General features: G+C 69.4%; 17 protein-coding genes and 1 pseudogene. 13 read left to right on the top strand and 5 right to left on the bottom strand.

Annotated elements, in window-relative coordinates:
• Positions 1-315 precede the first annotated feature (315 nt).
• The 12 genes and pseudogenes from LDL49_RS00005 to LDL49_RS00060 all read left to right on the top strand — a co-directional run bounded on the left by LDL49_RS00005 (position 316) and on the right by LDL49_RS00060 (position 11,368).
• A complete protein-coding gene (locus tag LDL49_RS00005) occupies positions 316-702 on the top strand; it encodes a hypothetical protein (protein WP_225288747.1) in 387 nt (128 codons plus the stop codon).
• A 1-nt stretch (position 703) separates the two neighbouring features.
• Positions 704-1,291, top strand: coding sequence for a TetR/AcrR family transcriptional regulator (locus LDL49_RS00010; protein WP_225288748.1), 588 nt, complete (start codon positions 704-706; stop codon positions 1,289-1,291).
• Between the two features lie 888 nt (positions 1,292-2,179).
• Positions 2,180-2,958: pseudogene (locus tag LDL49_RS00015) on the top strand (N,N-dimethylformamidase beta subunit family domain-containing protein).
• Entirely contained in the window at positions 2,936-3,562 is a 627-nt protein-coding gene (locus LDL49_RS00020; protein ID WP_225288750.1) for a sigma factor-like helix-turn-helix DNA-binding protein, read from the top strand. The pseudogene LDL49_RS00015 and the gene LDL49_RS00020 overlap by 23 nt, the downstream one beginning before the upstream one ends.
• Positions 3,563-3,618: 56 nt before the next feature.
• The gene (locus tag LDL49_RS00025) at positions 3,619-4,158 is read left to right on the top strand and encodes a dihydrofolate reductase family protein (protein ID WP_225288751.1); all 540 of its coding nucleotides are present in this window, start codon (positions 3,619-3,621) and stop codon (positions 4,156-4,158) included.
• 155 nt (positions 4,159-4,313) lie between these two features.
• The gene (locus LDL49_RS00030; RefSeq protein ID WP_225288752.1) at positions 4,314-5,249 is read left to right on the top strand and encodes a GNAT family N-acetyltransferase; all 936 of its coding nucleotides are present in this window, start codon (positions 4,314-4,316) and stop codon (positions 5,247-5,249) included.
• Positions 5,246-5,956 (top strand): PIG-L deacetylase family protein, encoded by a 711-nt coding sequence (locus LDL49_RS00035; protein WP_225288753.1) that lies wholly within the window; start codon positions 5,246-5,248, stop codon positions 5,954-5,956. The genes LDL49_RS00030 and LDL49_RS00035 overlap by 4 nt, the downstream gene beginning before the upstream one ends.
• Positions 5,953-7,563, top strand: a complete 1,611-nt coding sequence (locus LDL49_RS00040) for an ABC transporter substrate-binding protein (protein ID WP_225288754.1) — start codon at positions 5,953-5,955, stop codon at positions 7,561-7,563. The genes LDL49_RS00035 and LDL49_RS00040 overlap by 4 nt, the downstream gene beginning before the upstream one ends.
• Positions 7,560-8,540 carry an ABC transporter permease gene (locus LDL49_RS00045; RefSeq protein ID WP_225288755.1) on the top strand — a complete coding sequence of 327 codons (981 nt, stop codon included), beginning with the start codon at positions 7,560-7,562 and terminating at the stop codon, positions 8,538-8,540. The genes LDL49_RS00040 and LDL49_RS00045 overlap by 4 nt, the downstream gene beginning before the upstream one ends.
• A complete protein-coding gene (locus LDL49_RS00050) occupies positions 8,537-9,364 on the top strand; it encodes an ABC transporter permease (RefSeq protein ID WP_225288756.1) in 828 nt (275 codons plus the stop codon). The genes LDL49_RS00045 and LDL49_RS00050 overlap by 4 nt, the downstream gene beginning before the upstream one ends.
• A gap of 19 nt (positions 9,365-9,383) precedes the next feature.
• Positions 9,384-10,370: an ABC transporter ATP-binding protein gene (locus tag LDL49_RS00055; RefSeq protein WP_225288757.1), complete on the top strand. Its 987-nt coding sequence runs from the start codon at positions 9,384-9,386 to the stop codon at positions 10,368-10,370.
• Positions 10,367-11,368, top strand: a complete 1,002-nt coding sequence (locus LDL49_RS00060) for an ABC transporter ATP-binding protein (protein WP_225288758.1) — start codon at positions 10,367-10,369, stop codon at positions 11,366-11,368. The genes LDL49_RS00055 and LDL49_RS00060 overlap by 4 nt, the downstream gene beginning before the upstream one ends.
• A 2-nt stretch (positions 11,369-11,370) precedes the next feature.
• On the opposite strand, the gene LDL49_RS00065 is transcribed toward LDL49_RS00060, so the two are convergent.
• Positions 11,371-12,345, bottom strand: coding sequence for a helix-turn-helix transcriptional regulator (locus tag LDL49_RS00065; RefSeq protein WP_225288759.1), 975 nt, complete (start codon positions 12,343-12,345; stop codon positions 11,371-11,373).
• A 44-nt stretch (positions 12,346-12,389) separates the two neighbouring features.
• On the opposite strand from LDL49_RS00065, the gene LDL49_RS00070 reads away from it, so the two are divergent.
• On the top strand, positions 12,390-12,842 hold the full coding sequence (locus LDL49_RS00070; RefSeq protein WP_225288760.1) for a hypothetical protein: 453 nt from the start codon (positions 12,390-12,392) through the stop codon (positions 12,840-12,842).
• On the opposite strand, the gene LDL49_RS00075 is transcribed toward LDL49_RS00070, so the two are convergent.
• The 4 genes from LDL49_RS00075 to LDL49_RS00090 form a co-directional block, all read right to left on the bottom strand.
• The gene (locus tag LDL49_RS00075; protein WP_225288761.1) at positions 12,829-13,614 is read right to left on the bottom strand and encodes a hypothetical protein; all 786 of its coding nucleotides are present in this window, start codon (positions 13,612-13,614) and stop codon (positions 12,829-12,831) included. The two genes, LDL49_RS00070 and LDL49_RS00075, sit on opposite strands and share 14 nt — an antisense overlap.
• A 70-nt stretch (positions 13,615-13,684) precedes the next feature.
• Positions 13,685-14,224 carry a hypothetical protein gene (locus tag LDL49_RS00080; protein WP_225288762.1) on the bottom strand — a complete coding sequence of 180 codons (540 nt, stop codon included), beginning with the start codon at positions 14,222-14,224 and terminating at the stop codon, positions 13,685-13,687.
• Positions 14,225-14,258: 34 nt separating this feature from the next.
• Complete coding sequence (gene nhaA / locus LDL49_RS00085; protein ID WP_225288763.1) at positions 14,259-16,055, bottom strand: Na+/H+ antiporter NhaA; 1,797 nt, start codon at positions 16,053-16,055, stop codon at positions 14,259-14,261.
• Between the two features lie 175 nt (positions 16,056-16,230).
• Positions 16,231-17,070, bottom strand: a complete 840-nt coding sequence (locus tag LDL49_RS00090) for a hypothetical protein (protein ID WP_225288764.1) — start codon at positions 17,068-17,070, stop codon at positions 16,231-16,233.
• Positions 17,071-17,163 lie beyond the last annotated feature (93 nt).

The raw sequence follows: 17,163 nt of genomic DNA on the forward strand, positions 1-17,163 counted from the left end.
TACCTGTCGGAGACCTCCATGGCCGACCTCCACACCGGCAGCGCTGCACGCGACCCGGCCGAGCTCACCACGCACTCAGAATCGCAACCGTCGATCACGTAGTTACACCACTCCACGGGACGCCATCGCCCCCCCCGCATGCCCTCTATCTCTCTGCGGTGAGCCCTGCTCACGGGAGTGCCTGGGCGACGCACTACGTCAGCGAGCCCGCTTCGGCCTGCCGATGCAGCCGCTCCAGTTTGTCCGGCTCGCTTGGTGGTCACTCGATCCGACAGGCTCTTGCAGTTCGTTATCCAGCTGTGTAAATTTATACGCATGGATAAGAAACCGTGGAATCTGGTCCGGGCGCTCTTCGTCGCCGTGCTCGTCGTCTCGGTCGCGACGCTGGGCGTGGCCGCCGTCATCGGGGGCAACTGGGTGGTGTGGCTGCGCGGTGCCGCCGTCGCCGCCGCCTCCGTCTGGCTCGTGGCCCTGGCGGGGCAGGCCGCACGCGGTAAGCGATCGGCCTACCTGCGCATCCGCTTCATCAGCCTCGCCGCGCCCATCGGGATCGTGCTCATCCTCCTCGCGCCGGACAGCGGCTATCCCGACTGGATGAAGGCGGAGCAGGGGGTGGTCGGCGTCCTGGTCGCCGCCGTCGCGGTCATCGTCAACCGTCGTGCCGTACGTGAGGCGTTCCCGAAGCGTGGCAAGCTGGGGTGATATGCAGACCTCCGGAACTCGTCGCGAGGCCACCGAGGCCCGCAAAGCCCAGATCGCCTCCGCCACCATCGCCGTGCTCGCCGAGCGCGGCTATGCGGAGACCACGTTCGAGGCCATCTGCGAGCATGCCGGGCTCAGCAGCAAGAGGCTGATCTCCTATCACTTCTCCAGCAAGGAGCAGCTTTTCGAGGCCGTGGTGGGTCAGGTCATCGCCGACGCGGCCGTCTTCATGCGTCCGGCGCTGCAGGCCGCCTCCGGAGCCGAGGCGCAGCTGGAGGCATTCATCCGGGCCAACATCGCCTTCATCGCCGCCCATCCCGCACACGTGCGCGCGGTGCAGCAGATCGCGTACAACCAGGCGTTCGCGGGTGAGCACGAGCGGGACGCCGCGATCGCCAGGCTGGTGGCGCTGTTCACGGACGGGCAGCGTACGGGGGCTTTCAGGGCGTTCGACAGCGTGCTGATGAGCACGGCCCTGCGCGCGTCGATCGACGCGATGGCCGACCGCATCGTCGGCGGCCTCGACCCGGACCACTGTGCGAGCGAACTCGTCGAGATATTCGGCCGGGCGACAAGAGCCGAGTTCTAAAAGGTCTGTTGTCCCTCGTTCCGTTGTTCGTGACAGTGCTGCGACAAATGCGGTTTCCGGGGCGGGTCTCGACTATGGAGGGGGTTGTTGGCCGCAGCGCGGCGGGTTGCCGGGATTTTCCTCGTTATAAGCGGCGACACGCCCATTTCATAAGAGCTGCTGTCGTATCACCGCTCGCCCCAGGAGTAACCGGTCCGGTCCCTAGCATTCCTCATTGAGTCGATGATCTTGACAGTTTGCGCCGTCTTCTGTCCGGCTCTGTTGCGTGGGGTACTGCGACCGGGGGTGGCACATGTCGGAGCGTGAGCAAAAGGCCGTGGGGAGGCGTCGGCTGCCCTGGGCCGGGCTGGTCATGGCCATGGTGGCCGGCCTGGTGGCGGGCCGGGGGGCGGATCCGGCGCCGAGGCGCGCGTGGTCCGGGCGGATACGGCCTCGGCACGCGGGCCCGCCGCGCAGGCCCTTGAAGAGCGGCCCCTCGCGAGGGCCTCGGCCTCTGCGGGCACGGGCCGTGCGGAACCGGCGCGGAGCCCGTCGGACTCCGCGGCCGGTGCGGAACCTGCGCGGAGCGCGTCGGACTTCGCGGCCCGTGTCGCGAAAGGCGCCCGTCGGCAGGCGCGGGAGACCCGCTCGGGGGTGCAGGTCGGCGGCGGGAGAGCCGCTGCTGTCTGCCCGGCGACCTCCGTCATCTGCATAGAGAACAGCAAACCCGGCAACCCCGCCAGTGAATGGGACATCTCGGGAGCGGGCAGCGGCACCATCCAGGGCTATGCGACGCAGATCAGCGTCAATCACGGGGAGACCGTGCTGTTCAAGGTCGACACCGTGGCGAGCGATTATCGCCTCGACATCTACCGCATCGGTTATTACGGCGGAATGGGCGCGCGAAAGATGACGACGGTCCAGCCGTCCGTCGCCCTGCCCCAGTCGCAGCCCCAATGCGCGGAGGATACGTCGACCGGGTTCGTCGACTGCGGGAACTGGGCGGTGTCCGCCTCCTGGGCGGTGCCCAGCGACGCCGTTTCCGGGGTCTATATCGCGAAGCTGGTCCGGGAGGACGGGACGACCGGTGCCAGCCACATCATTTTCGTGGTTCGGGCGACACCAGGGGCTCCGACATTCTCGTGCAGACCTCCGACACGACCTGGCAGGCGTACAACAGGTACGGCGGGAACAGCCTCTACTTCGGCAATCCCGTGGGCCGCGCCTACAAGGTGAGTTACAACCGCCCGTTCAAGACGCGCGACCCCTTCTCCATGGACGCCCCGGAGAGCTTCTTCTTCAACGCCGAATACCCCATGGTCCGATGGCTTGAGGCCAACGGATATGACGTGAGCTATTTCAGCGGCGTGGACAGCGCCACCCGCGGCCAGGAACTGCTGGAGCACAGAACGTTCCTCTCCGTCGGGCATGACGAGTACTGGTCGAACCAGATGCGCAACACCGTGGAGACCGCCCGCGACGGTGGGGTGAACGTGGCCTTCTTCTCCGGCAACGAGATCTTCTGGAAGACCAGATGGGAGCCGAGCATCACCGGCGCGATGACGCCGTTCCGGACGCTCGTCTGCTACAAGGAAACGTGCGGTTCTGGCGCAACACGTCGGTGGCGAATCTGCAACCTGGGCAGACTGCGACGTCGCGGCGGGAATGCTCGGGTTCGAATGGGATGAGGCCCCGGACAACGACTTCACGCCGCCGGGGATGGTGCGGCTCTCCCAGACGACGCTGTCCTCGACCAACAAGTTCCTGCCGCCCCGTACCGACATCGCGTGGTTGCAGCCGTTTCCGGATCGGCTGTGGGAGGCGGCCGGGCCGAGCGGAGACGAGCCGGACGCCGTGGTGGTGGCCAGGGAGACGATCGAATTGGCGTTCCTGGCCGCGATCCAGCACCTGCCGCCGAGGCAGCGGGCGGTGCTGATCCTGCGTGACGTGCTCGGCTGGCCGGCCAGGCAGGTCGCGGCGCTGCTGGCCGAGGACGTGCGGACGGCGATGCCGCCGTACCCCATGTGGTTCCAGGGGCGTGACGCGTGGCGGCGCTGGCGGCGAGCTGGGACGCCGGCTCGCCGGACTACGTGGGGCGGTTCCGGATGGTGGCGACCGGGGCCCAACGGGCAGCCGGCGGTGGCGGCCTACGTACGGAGCCCTGACGAGGCCGTTTACCGCGCCTTCGCGATCTCCGTGCTGCGGATCGAGGGCGGCCGCATCGCGGAGATGACCGCCTTCCACGATCCCGGCCTGTTCGCGGCTTTCGGGCTGCCGCCGACGCACCGATGAGTTTTCGGCCGAGCCTCCGTCTCATCAAGCGTCGATCGCGTTGATGGAGGTACGTCGTGAGCAAGCTGCTGTATTCGTGCACCATGTCGCTGGACGGGTTCATCGCGGGGGCAGGCGGTGACATGTCCTGGCTGACCGAGCACATCGGCCCCAACCCGCTGGTGGACGAGGTCATCGGCAAGATCGGCGCCCTGCTCGTCGGCAACCGCACCTTCCGCGGCGACGATCCGCACAGGGGCACCGACAAGGAGGGCAAGCCGTTCGGCGGGGGATGGACCGGACCCCAGTTCGTGCTCACCCACCATGTGCCGGACGTGCCGGTGCCGGGTGTCACCTTCGTCGGGGACCTGGGCGGGGCCGTCGCCGCCGCCAAGGCCGCCGCGGGGGACAAGTACGTCAACGTCCTCGGCGCCGACATCGCCCGGCAGTGCCTGGAGGCCGGTGTGCTCGACGAGATCCTCGTGTTCATCGCGCCCGTCCTGCTCGGCGACGGGGTCCGGCTGTTCGACCGGCCGGGCGGGGCCGACGTCAAGCTCGAACGCCTGAGCCTGACCAGCGCGCCGCAGGCGACGAACCTCTGGTTCCGCGTCCTCTGACAGGCCGGATCACGGTCAACGTTCCATACTTACCGGAGACGAAAGAAAGTTTCTAGGTCTACGTCGCCGTGGAAAATTTTTTCCTGATACCTCTTGACCTGGCTCTTAATCACTGGGGAGGGTGGGAAGGCAGAGCCCAGGGTGAAAGGACCCCCATGGTCACTGTCCGCGCGTTCGCCTCGGGGGACGAGATCTCCCTCATAGACGCCTGGAATCAGAGCATGCCAGGCGACCCCACGACCTCCGGCTGGTTCCGCGACTGCGTACTGCTCGACCCCAACTTCGACCCCGAGGGCCTGCGGGTCGCCGTGATCGACGGGCGCGTGGCCGGCTGCGCGTACGCCGTGCGCCGGCTGACCCCGCTCGCCCCGGGCACCGACCTGGAGCCGGAGACGGGCTGGATCCCGTTCTTCTTCGTGGCGCCCGAGCACCGGGGGGCCGGGCTCGGGCGGCGGTTGCTCGGTGAGGCGGTCGCCTTCCTCGAAGCCCAGGGCAGAACCAGGATCGACTTCTCCTCCTACACGCCCAACTACGTGCTGCCGGGAGCCGACGCCGCGCTCTACCCCGACGGGTTCCGGCTGCTGGGCGGGTTGGGGTTCGAGACGCTCTACTCGCCGGTCGCGATGGACCGCACGCTGGTCGGCTATGTGACGCCCGCGGAGGTGCACGCGCTGCGGGCCAAGCGGGAGAGCGAGGGGTACGCGTTCCGCAGCCCGCGTGAAGGGGAGTTACCGGAGCTCATCCGGTTCGCCGCCGACGTCTTCAACCCGGACTGGGGCGAGGCGATCAGGCAGCACCGCGACACCAAACGCATGATGATCGCGAAAAAAGCGGAAATAGTCGGTTTCGCGTTATACGGGGCCTACCGGGGCATCCCCGAGAGGTTCGGGCCGTTCGGGGTCGATCCGGGCGAGCGGGGCACCGGGCTCGGCAAGATCCTCCTCCACCTGACCATGACCATGATGCGGGCCGAGGCCCTGCACAGCTCGTGGTTCCTGTGGACCGGCGAGGCCGGCCCGGCCGGTCACCTCTACACCAGGGCCGGCTACGAGGTCACCAGGCGCTTCCACGTCATGAGGCGGTCGGCGTGACTCATGTGCTCGCCATCGGTGCCCACGCGGGCGACCTGGACCTGACGGCGGGCGCCGTGCTCGCACAGCACGTCCTGCGCGGCGACCGCGCGACGCTGCTGCACCTCACGCTCGGGGAGCGCGGCCACCCGCGCCTGTCCATCCCCGAGTACGCCGAGCAGAAGCGCGCGGAGGCGGAGATGTTCGCCGCGGCGATCGGCGCGGGCGTGCGCTTCCTCGACTACGAGGACGGCCTGCTGCCGGAGGACGAGGACGTCAAGATGCGGGTCGGCGACCTGATCAGGGAGCTCAGGCCGGACGTCATCCTCACCCACTGGGGCGCATCCATCCACAAGGACCACGCCCGCACCCACCGGATCGTGCAGGACGCCCGCTTCTACGGCGGCCTGAAGACGCTCGAGCGCGAGCTGCCCGCGTACTGGGCGAGCGAGCTCTACTACGCGGACAACTGGGAGGACGCCGACGGCTACACGCCCGACGTGTTCGTCGACCTGTCCGACGAGGCCTACGAGGTCTGGTCGGAGGCGATCACGGGTTACGCGTACGCCCGAGGCGAGACGTACGGCTTCCCGTACGTGGACTACTACCGCGCGCTGACGATCGTGCGCGGCGCACCAGCCGGATTCCGCCGGGCCCAGGCGTTCGCCGCGCCGAAGGGCTCTCGCGATCTCCGGGCGCGTTATCTCGGAAAGGCGGCACCCCAATGAAACGAGGCCTGGTGGTCACCGCGGCGCTGGCCGTCGCGGTGGCGGGCTGTTCGAGCAGCGGCTCCACGAGCAAGAACACCGCCGGTTCGCCGCCGTTAGTCATTCATGCGGTGGACGCGGGCACCTTCCAGGAGGACTTCAACCCGTACCACCTGGAGAACGTGAACTTCGGCACGTCCGGGATGATCTACGAGACGCTGGAGTTCTTCAACAAGCTCAAGCCCGGCGAGGTCACCCCCTGGCTGGCTCTTGAGCACGCGTGGTCCGACGGCGGCAAGACGATCACCTTCACCCTGCGTCAGGGGGTCAAGTGGACCGACGGGCAGCCGTTCACCGCCGACGACGTGGCGTTCTCCTTCGACCTGCTCGGCAAGAACGCTCAGCTCAACAGGAGCGCGCTGGAGATCGCGGGCACCAAGGTCCTCGCACCGGACAAGGTGCGGCTCACCTTCAAGTCCACGTCGTACGCCAAGCTCTACAACATCGCCGGCAACACCCCCATCGTGCCCAAGCACATCTGGGAGAAGCAGCAGGATCCGGTCACCTTCGCCAACCCCAAGCCGGTGGGGACCGGGCCGTACAAGCTGTCGAAGTTCAGCTCGCAGCTCTACGAGATGGAGAAGAACCCGGGCTACTGGCAGCCGGGCAAGCCGGAGGTGCCGACGGTGAAGTTCCCCGCCTACACCGCCAATGCGGTGCAGACGGCGCTTCAGCAGGGGGAGCTCGACTGGGCGGGCGCGTTCGTGCCCGACATCGACAAGATCTACGTCCAGGGCAAGCCGGAGATCAACAAGTTCTTCTTCCCGCCCGAGGGCGTGGTGAACCTGCTGCCCAACCAGGCCAACCCGATCCTGGCCAAGCCCGAGGTACGGCAGGCCATCAGTCTGGCCGTCGACCGGGACAAGATCGTCCGGGTGGCCGAGCGCGGCTACACCAAGCCGGCGCACCCGACCAGCGTGCCGATGCCGGGCGGCGAGGCCTACCTGCCCGCGGAGTACAAGGACGCGGCCTTCAAGGTGGACGTCGAGAAGGCCAAGGAGCTGCTCAAGGGCGTCGACCCGGCCAAGCTGAGCTTCACTCTGCTGGTGCCCTCGCCGTTCACCGACTGGGTGAACGCCGCGCAGCTCATCAGGGAGGACCTGGCCAAGGTCGGCATCAAGGTGGACACGCGGGGCGTGGCGTTCGCGGACTGGGTGTCCAAGGTCGGCAAGGGTGACTACGACCTGTCGATCAGGGCCACGCCCTCCGGGCCCACGCCGTACTTCCAGATGCGCTCGATGCTCTACGGCGACCTGGCACAGCCGGTCGGCAAGCCGGGGACCGGCAACTACCAGCGGTGGAAGGACGCCGAGACCGACAAGCTGATCGACGAGTACGCGGCCACCGAGGACCAGGCCGCGCAGCAGAAGGCCGTCCAGGGGCTGGGCAAGATCATGGTGGAGAAGTTGCCGACGGTGCCGCTGTTCTACAGTCCGGCCTGGTCGCAGTACCGGACGAACAAGTATGTCGGCTGGCCCTCCGAGCAGGATCCGTACGCGATGCCCTCGCCGTTCACCTCGCCCGACGCCGCCGTGGTCCTGCTCCACCTGAAGCCGGCGGCCAAGTGAGGTTTCTCGCCAGACGGCTCGGGTTCTACCTGCTCACGGCCTGGGCCGCCGTCACGCTCAACTTCCTCATCCCCCGGCTCATGCCGGGGGACCCGGTCGAGCTGCTGGTCGCCCGGATGAGGGACAACGTGGACCCCGCCGCCATCGACGCGATGCGGCGGGCCTTCGGGATCAGCGACGCGAGCCTGTGGCAGCAGTATCTGGATTATCTGGGCAATCTCGCTCACGGGGAACTCGGCCGCTCGATCACCTTCTTTCCCACCGAAGTGTCCACCGTCATCGCCGACAGCCTGCCGTGGACGGTCGGGCTGGTCGGCGTGGCGACGCTGATCAGCTACCTCGTCGGCACCTCGCTGGGCGTGCTGATGGCGTGGAAGCGCGGCACCTGGCTCGACGGGGTGCTGCCCGCCGCCACGTTCATGCACGCGGTGCCGTACTTCTGGGTGGCGCTGGCGCTGGTGTTCGTCTTCGGGGTGACGCTCCAGTGGTTCCCGGTCTCGCGGGCGTACGGGCTGGAGGTCGTGCCCGGCTTCACCGGGGAGTTCGCCGCGAGCGTGCTCTACCACGCGACGCTGCCGGCCGTCACGATCGTGGTCGCCTCGATGGCCGACCGGATCCTCGGCATGCGCAACGTCATGGTGACCACGCTCGGCGAGGACTACGTGGTGATGGCCGAGGCCAAGGGGCTGACCAGCCGCCGGGTCATGTGGGCCTACGCGGCCCGCAACGCGATCCTGCCGAACATCACCAGCTTCGCCCTGTCGCTCGGCTTCGTGGTGGGCGGCTCGGTGCTGACCGAGATCGTGTTCTCCTATCCGGGAATCGGGTCGATGCTCCTCAAAGGCGTGGAGAACGAGGATTTTCCGCTCATGCAGGGCATCTTCCTCGTCATCTCGCTGGCCGTGCTCGTCGCCAACTTCCTGGCGGACCTCGCGTACGTGGTCCTCGACCCTCGCACCCGGCAGGAGGCCCAGTGAAGATCAAGATCGGCGTGGGCATCCTCGTCTTCTTCGCGCTGATGGCGCTCGTCGGGCCGCTGCTCATCGGCGCCGACCCGGCCGCCACCAGCGACGACGGCCTGCAGGGCCCCTCGGCCGCGCACTGGCTCGGCACCACGCAGACCGGACAGGACATCCTCACCCAGATCGTGTACGGCGCCCGGATCTCGATGGGCGTCGGCCTGCTGTCGGCGGTGATCGCCACGGTGCTGGCCGTGGCGGTGGGCCTGGTCGGCGGCTACTTCGGCGGCGCGATCGACGAGACGTTCTCGGTGCTGACCAACATCTTCCTGGTGCTGCCCTCGCTGCCGCTGATCATCGTGCTGGCGGGCTACCTGCCGCAGCGCGGCGTCGCCTCGGTCGCCGTGGTGATCGCCGTCACGGGCTGGGCCTGGGGTGCCCGCGTGCTGCGCGCCCAGACCCTCTCGGTACGGCGGCGCGACTTCGTGGCGGCGGCCCGGGCCGGCGGCGAAGGGCCCTTGAGGATCATCTTCTTCGAGATCCTGCCCGTGCTGCTGCCCGTCATCGCCACCAGCTTCCTGGCCACGGTGGTCGGCGCGATCCTGGCCGAGGCCGGGCTGTCCTTCCTCGGCCTGGCCGACCTGTCGACCGTGAGCTGGGGGAGCATGCTGTACTTCGCGCAGAACGGGCAGGCGCTGCTCATCGGGGCATGGTGGTGGTTCATCCCGCCGGGGCTGTGCATCGCGCTGATCGGCACCGGGCTCGCGCTGGTCAACTTCGGCATCGACGAGATCGCCAACCCCCGTCTGCGGACGATCAAGGTCCGGAAGGCGCGCGCATGAACGTCCTGGAGATCCACTCATGAACGTCTTGGAGATCCGCGAGCTCAGCGTGGACTACCAGTCGGGCAGCGGGGCCGTGCACGCCGTCTCCGACGTCTCGCTCGACCTGCGCCGGGGCGAGATCCTCGGCCTGGCCGGCGAGAGCGGCAGCGGCAAGTCGACGCTGGCCAACGCCGTCGCCCGGCTGCTGCGCCCACCGGCGGCGATCACCTCGGGCTCCGTCGTCTACCACCGCAGGGACGGCGAGCCGGTCGACGTGCTCGGTCTCGGCCGGGGCGAGCTGCGCGCCTTCCGCTGGAAGGAGCTGGCGGTCGTCTTCCAGAGCGCCATGAACGCGCTCAACCCGGTCAGCACGATCGGCGACCAGATCGACGACGTCCTCCGCATCCACGCCCCGCGCATGTCGCGCAAGGAACGCGTCGAGCGGACGGTCGAGCTCCTGCGACGCGTCGGCATCGGCGCCGACCGCCGGCGCGGCTACCCGCACGAGCTGTCGGGCGGCATGCGCCAGCGCGCCGCGATCGCCATCGCGCTGGCGCTCAACCCCGAGATCATCATCATGGACGAGCCGACCACCGCGCTCGACGTGGTCGTCCAGCGGGAGATCCTCCACGAGATCAGGACGCTGCGGGAGGAGTACGGCTTCGCGGTCGTGTTCATCACGCATGATCTGTCGCTGCTCATGGAGATCTCCGACCGGATCGCCATCATGTACGCGGGCCGGGTGGTGGAGACGGGCTCGGCCAAGGCGCTGCACAAGGCGCCCAGCCACCCGTACACGCTGGGCCTGCTGCGCTCGTTCCCCCGCCTGCACGGGCCGCGCGAGGAGCTGCTCGGCATCCCGGGCACCCCGCCGGACCTGCGCTCACCGCCACCCGGCTGCGCCTTCCATCCGCGCTGCCGGTTCGCCATGGACGCGTGCTCGCTGCGGCGGCCCGAGCTGGTCCCGGGCGCGGAAGGGCAGGTCGCGTGCCTGTTGAACGACGACAAGGGGGTGCGCCAGTGAGCGGCGAGATCGTCCTGGAGGGCCGGAACCTCACCAAGCACTTCACCGCGGCCCGTGGCCCGCGCGGCCGGTTTGGGAGGCGGCCGCCGGTGCGCGCGGTCGAGGAGGTGTCCCTGGCGCTGCGCGCCGGGACGGTGACCGCGCTGGTCGGCGAGAGCGGCTGCGGCAAGAGCACGGTGGCGCGGCTGCTCGCCCAGGTGTACCCGGCGACCTCGGGTGAGGTGCTGCTGCGCGGCGAGCGGGTGAAGGCGCACCGCGGGCCGGCGTTCCGCGACTACCGGCGGCAGGTGCAGCTGATCTTCCAGGACCCGTTCGCGTCGCTGAACCCGTTCCACCGGGTCCGCTACCACCTGGCGCGACCGCTGCGCATCCACGGACATGTCCGCTCGTCCGCGCACGAACAGGAGCAGGTCGCCGAGCTGCTCGAACGGGTCAGCCTCACGCCGGTCGATCAGTTCATGGACAAGATGCCGCACGAGCTGTCGGGCGGGCAGCGGCAGCGGGTGGCGATCGCCCGCGCGCTGGCCGTGCGGCCCATCGCGCTCATCGCCGACGAGCCGGTGTCGATGCTCGACGTGTCGATCCGGCTCGGCGTGCTGCGGCTGCTGGAGGAACTGGCCGACGAGAGCGGGCTGGCGCTCCTGTACATCACGCACGACATCGCCAGCGCGCGCTACTTCGCCGAGGACATCACGGTCATGTACGCCGGGCGGCTCATCGAGAGCGGTGACGGCGAGACGCTCACCCAGTCGCCCGCCCACCCCTACACGAAGCTGCTGCTGGAGTCGGCGCCCGACCCCGACCGGGTGACGGCACCGGCGGCGACGCGCCATGGCGAGCCACCGAGCCTCATCGAGCCGCCGAGCGGGTGCCGGTTCCATCCGCGCTGCCCGGTGGCGCTGCCGGTCTGCTCGGAGCGGGTGCCTGGCCGTACCGAGGTGGGCGAGGGGCACTGGACGCACTGCTGGCAAGCTGAGGAGACAGCGCTCCTGCGGTGAGCTCACCCGTGGTAGCGGCGGGTCAGCTCCGCGGCCGTGGTGGCGATGCGGTCGCGGAGCTCGGCGGGAGCGAGGACCTCGACGTCCATGCCGAGCCGGAGGAACTCACCCGCCGCGTGCTCGATCGACTCGATCGGGACCGTCACCTGAGTCCAGCCCGCGCCGTCCGGCGGCCGCGCGCTCTCCTTCGCCGCCGCCGCGACGCCGGGCGTCATGAGGTTGGCCAGCAGCCGCTTCCCCTGCGGCGACAGCCGGACCACCGCCTCGCCCCACCGCAGCCGGGCCTCGAACTCGGCCAGGTACTCCTGCCAGTAGGCGACCAGGTCGAAGCCGTCGGGCCGGGTGAAGCGCTCAGGTAACGCGTGCAGGCCGAGGATCTGCGACACCCGGTAGGTGCGCACCTGGTTACCGGCCCGCGCCACCAGATACCAGCGCCCGGCCTTGACCACCAGCCCGTACGGCTCCAGCCGCCGCTCGACCTCCTGGGGCGCCTTCCAGCGGCGGTATCTGACCTCCAGGACGCGCTCGTTCCACACGGCGTCGGCCACGGCGGGCAGGTGCGTCACCGGCTGCTGGTCGCGGTACCAGGTCGGGGCGTCCAGGTGGAAGCGCTCCTGGATCCGCCCCGCCCGGTCGCGCAGCTCGACGGGCAGCGCGGCCATCAGCTTGAGCTGCGCGGCCGTCACCACGGCGGCCAATCCCAGCTCGGCCGCCGGACCCGGGAGCCCGGCGAGGAACAACGACTCCGCCTCGTCCGTGGTCAGCCCGGTGAGCCTGGTGCGGTAGCCGTCGAGGAGCTGGTAGCCGCCTCTCGGCCCGGCGTCGCCGTACAGCGGGATGCCCGCGGTGTGCAGCGACTCGACGTCGCGGTAGATCGTCCGTACGGAGACCTCGAGCCGCTCGGCCAGCTCCTGGGCCGTCATGCGCCCGCGCGTCTGCAGCAGCAGGAGGAGGGAGATCAGCCGGGAGGCGCGCATTCACTGACACTACCTGTCAGTGACCCTGCTCTACGTTCGTCCGCATGAACGACTTCGACTTCCTCTCCGGCTCCTGGAACGTCATCAACCGCAGGCTCGTCAAGCCGCTGACGGGCAGTGACGAGTGGGACGAGTTCCCGGGCACCAGCGTGGCCAGCCGCCACTTCGACGGCGCGGCGAGCTTCGACGAGATCAAGTGCCCGACCAGGGGTTTCTCCGGGCTGACCATCCGGATCTTCAACCCTGATACGAAGCAGTGGTCAATCTACTGGGCCAGCACGTCCAGAGGAGCGCTCGACACCTCGCCCATGGTCGGCGCCTTCGACGGCGACCGGGGGGAGTTCTACGGCGAGGAACAGCACGAAGGCGCGTCGGTGCGCTGCCGGTTCATCTGGACCGTGCACGCCCCGGACTCCTGCCGGTGGGAGCAGGCCTTCTCGGCGGACGGCGGGCAGACCTGGGAGACCAACTGGACCATGGACTTCACACGGGCGTGACGCTGTCGAGCACCCCGTCGAGGGCCCGGCGGGCGGCGTCGCCGTCGGGCACCGTGCTGCCGTACACGTAGGACAGGCCGCCGTCGGCGGTGTGCACCGCCACGATGCGGACATAAGCCGGCTCCTTGGTGGCGCTCTTGAACACCACCCGGAACGACGCCGTGGCCGCCGGCTGGCCGCCGACCTCCAGCGCCTTGGTGCGCAGGCCGTCGCGGCTGCCCAGGTCGGGCAGGAAGCGCCGGGCGGTGTCCAGCGCCACGGCGTCGGCCGTGGACTGCAGCTGCTCGGACGTGGCGGCGCCGCCGATGCCGCCCTGCTGCTGCGGGAAGGCGACCACGACCGCGCCGCCCGCGGCGATGCCCGAGGTGGAGGACGGCCGGTCGGCCTTGGTCCAGCCCGCCGGGATGAGGTAGGACACCTGGGCCTTGGTGTCGGTGACCCGCGCGGGCGACTGCGCGGCCGGTTTGGCGGTCGGCTGCGAGCCCGGTTTGACGGGTGGCTCGACGGTGCTCCGGGCCCACAGGAGGGCGACCACGGCCACCACAACCACCAGGATCGCGATCCCGCCGACCACGATCACCCACCACCAGCCCGACTTCGGTGGCTCGGCCTCGTATTGAGGGACGTCGGGGAGCATGTCGGGGGTGTACGGCAGGCGCTGCGTGTAAGGGCTCTGGCCGGGTTCCTGGTGGGGTTGCTCGGGTTGCGGCCAGCGATGCCTGATGGTCCGGTTGGGGTCGGGGCCGGGCTGATCCGGCTGCTCTGGATTCATGATCCCCTCGGACGTCCGCAAAGAGCTTTTATCCAGACATTGTCACATTCCTTGGTGGTCGGGCGGCTGGTTAGCCCTGCGGGTTCTGCCATCCGGGCCGCTCGGGGTCCTGCCAGCCCGGCTGCGGGCCCGCGGGAGGCTGCGGCGGCGACTGCGGCTGCCACTCGGGCGGCGGCTGGGACTGCCGCTGCCACTCGGGCTGCTGGGGCTGCGGCTGTTGCGGTTGCTGGGGTTGCTGCCAGCCGTGCGGCTGCGGGGGTTGCGGCCAGCCCGGCGTCTGCGGCGGCTGGGCCGGCGTGCGGCGGGCGACCACGGCCCAGATCAGCAGACCCACGCCCCCTCCGGTGAGTACGAGGCTGATCAAGGCTTCCACCAGCACCACCCCGCCGATCGACCGGATGCCGACCGCTTCGACCAGGTACGGGAACGTGAGGCTGCGCGCGACATCGAACACCACGCTGATCAGGAACACGATGCACCCGTACAAGCCCAGCATGGCAGCCCGGCCGTGCTCGGCCCTTGCCCTGATCATCAGCACGATGCCGACGATCAGCAGGATGATCATCAGCAGCGCGAAGACAAAAGCCCCAAAGGTCGACGCTATGTTCACTTGTTCACTCCGCCCCTATCGAGTCGCGATCACGTTACGGGGATTGGCGCGCGCTTTCCACTGCCTTGGTGATCGAACGGAGATCCAGGTCGCCCTGGTAGCGGACGCCGTTCAGGAACAGCGTGGGCGTTCCGCGGACGCCGCTCGCGCGGCCCGACTCCTCGTCCCGGTCGACCCGCGCCGCCTGCGCGGGTACGTCGGACCACGGCTCGACGTCCAGCTCGGCGGCGTAGCGGGCCAGGTCGGTGTCGGTCAGGAAGCGCTGGTTGTCGAAGAGGGTGTCGTGCATCTCCCAAAACCGGCCCTCCCTCGCCGCGGCCTCGGCGACCACCGCGGCGGGAAAGGCCCGGGGGTGCACCGTACGCAGCGGGAAGTGCCGGAACACGAGGCGAACATCGTCAGACTTCCGCAGCAGCTCGCTCAGGACCGGATGGAGAGCTCCGCAGTAGGGGCACTCGAAGTCGCCGTACTCCACGATCGTCACCCGCGCGTCCGCCGGCCCCCGTACGTGGTCGTCGGGTCCCACGGGCTCGGTCAGCAGCTCGGGGAGCTCCTCCTCCGGCTCGGCGTCGGGAGGCGCGCACACCCCGCCCCGGTCCCAGACCATCCGGAAGATCGCCCCGCCCATCAGCGCCGCCAGCAGCGACCCGGCCAGAATGCCGATCTTCGCCTGGCTCTGCACCGCCGGGTCGTCGAAGGCCAGGTCCACGATGAACAGCGCCACCGTGAACCCGATCCCGGACACCGCCGCGCCGCCCAGCAACTGCCCCCAGACCAGGTTGCCGGGCAGGATCCCCCAGCCGAACCTCAGCGGCAGCCAGGTGCCCAGCGAGATGCCGACGAACTTCCCCAGCAGCAGCCCGGCGGCCACCCCGATCGTGATGGGCGAGGTCAACGCCGTGCGCAGCGTCTCGGCGTCGAGCCGGACACCCGCGTTGGCCAGCGCGAAGATCGGCACGATCACATGGCTGCTCCAGGGGTGGAGCTGGAGCTGCAGCCGCTCGTTCACGGACACGGCGCGCCGCAGCGTGCGCGCCGCCACCCTGGCCGCCTGCGGGCTCGGGTCGTTGGTGAACTCGTGTACGGCCTCGTCGGCGCGGAGCAACTTGCGGTCGCTGGGCGCGTACACGAACACCAGGATGCCCAGCGCGATGCCGACCAGCGTCGGATGCACGCCGCTCTCCAGCGTGGCCACCCACAGCGCGAACCCGAGCACGATGTACGCGGGCGCCCGCCAGATCCTCAGCCACCGCAGCGTCATGATCGCCGCCAGCAGCGCCGCCGCGACCACCAGGGCGACGACGTCCAGGCTCGCGGTGTAGAAGAGCGCGATGATGATGATCGCCAGCACGTCGTCGACGATCGCCAGCGTCAGCAGGAACACCCGCAACGGCTCCGGGCACCGCGCACCCACGATGGCGAGCATGCCGAGCACGAACGCGGTGTCGGTGGCGATCGGCACGCCCCACCCACCGGCCGCGGGCCCACCCGCGTTCAGGGCCAGATAGACACCGGCGGGCACCATCATCCCGCCCAGCGCCGCCACCGCAGGCACCGCGATCAGCCGCCGATCCCGCAACTGGCCGAGCCGCGCCTCGTAGGAGATCTCCAGACCGATGAGAAAGAAGAAGATGGTCATGAGGCCGTCGTTGACCCAGTGGCGCAGATCGAGCTCGAACGTGGCGCTGCCGAACGACAGGCCCATGTTGGTGTGCCAGAAGGACTCGTACGTGCCGCCCCAGGGGGAGTTGGCCCACAGCAGGGCAAGCAGAGTGGCCGCCAGCAGCACGCTGGTGCTGCCGGTCTCGGTCTTGAAGAACGCCCGCAACATGTCAGACCCCCGGCGTCCGATGATAGGCGGCGCGCGGATGAGACCGAAGATGGGCGGCGACGTCCGCCTCGCATCGGCCGCCCCACCGCGACTTCAGGGGTGGAGCGGCTGGTCGGCGCACTTCCGGGGGTGGTGAGGGGCTGCTCGGGACAGGAGCCGCGCCGCTACCGGATGCTCACGAGTTCGGGGTGGGCGTGGGGGTCGGGGTTGGGGTCTCGGAGATCGTCGGGGTCGGGTCGGGTGTCGGAGTGTCCGTGGGGGTTTCGGGCGGGGTCACGGTTTCGGTGGGTGTGGGGCAGGCGGTCGGGGTCCGCCAGGTCGGCGGGTTCATCCACGGCTGCTTCGACTGCCACCAGCCGTGGCCGCGCCAGAAGTTCTTGGTGGGCCTGGACAGGTCGAAGACGTAAGCGGCCGTCGCCGTCACGGTTGGCGCCGCCGTCTCGGTGGGCGCCAATGTCGCCGTGACCGTGGGCGTCTCGGTCGGCGTCTCCGTGGGCGTGACTGTGGGCGTCTCGGTCGGTGTCTCTGTGGGGGTCGCTGTAGGGGTCTCGGTCGGTGTTTCGGTCGGTGTTTCGGTCGGTGTCTCTGTGGGTGTCTCGGTGGGGGGCGGGGTGCCCGTGTCGGTGTTGGCGGTGGCGGTCACCGACACCCAGTCGCCCTCCTTGACCTTGCTGGTCCCACGGCGTCCGGCGATCGTGCGGGTGGACTCGCTGATCGCGTACACCTTCTCGAAGCCGTCCTGGCTCTTCACGGTGATGGAGTCCGCCGCGACGGCGGTCGCCTGCCCGGTCTGGGCGAGCAGCGTGACGATGCCGCAACCGTCCTTGGTCGCCACCGCGAACTCGCCGTGCATCGCGCCGACGAAGCCCCAAGGGCTCATCGGCGGCAATTCGGGCGCGGTGGGTGTCTCGGTCGGGGTCTCGGCGGGTGTCTCGCTGACCGTCGGCGTGGGAGTCGGCGTCTCCGCCGGCGTTCCCGACGCCGCCGCGGCCACTCCGATCCCGCTCGTCGCCATCACTGCGACGGTCGCGGCAACGATCAGCGGTCGTGGGACGCGCCTGCGCGGCTCGTCCGGTCCGATCGACAGGTCCTTGTTTGGGTGGTCAGA

Source organism: Nonomuraea aurantiaca, assembly GCF_020215705.1.
Lineage (GTDB): Bacteria > Actinomycetota > Actinomycetes > Streptosporangiales > Streptosporangiaceae > Nonomuraea > Nonomuraea aurantiaca.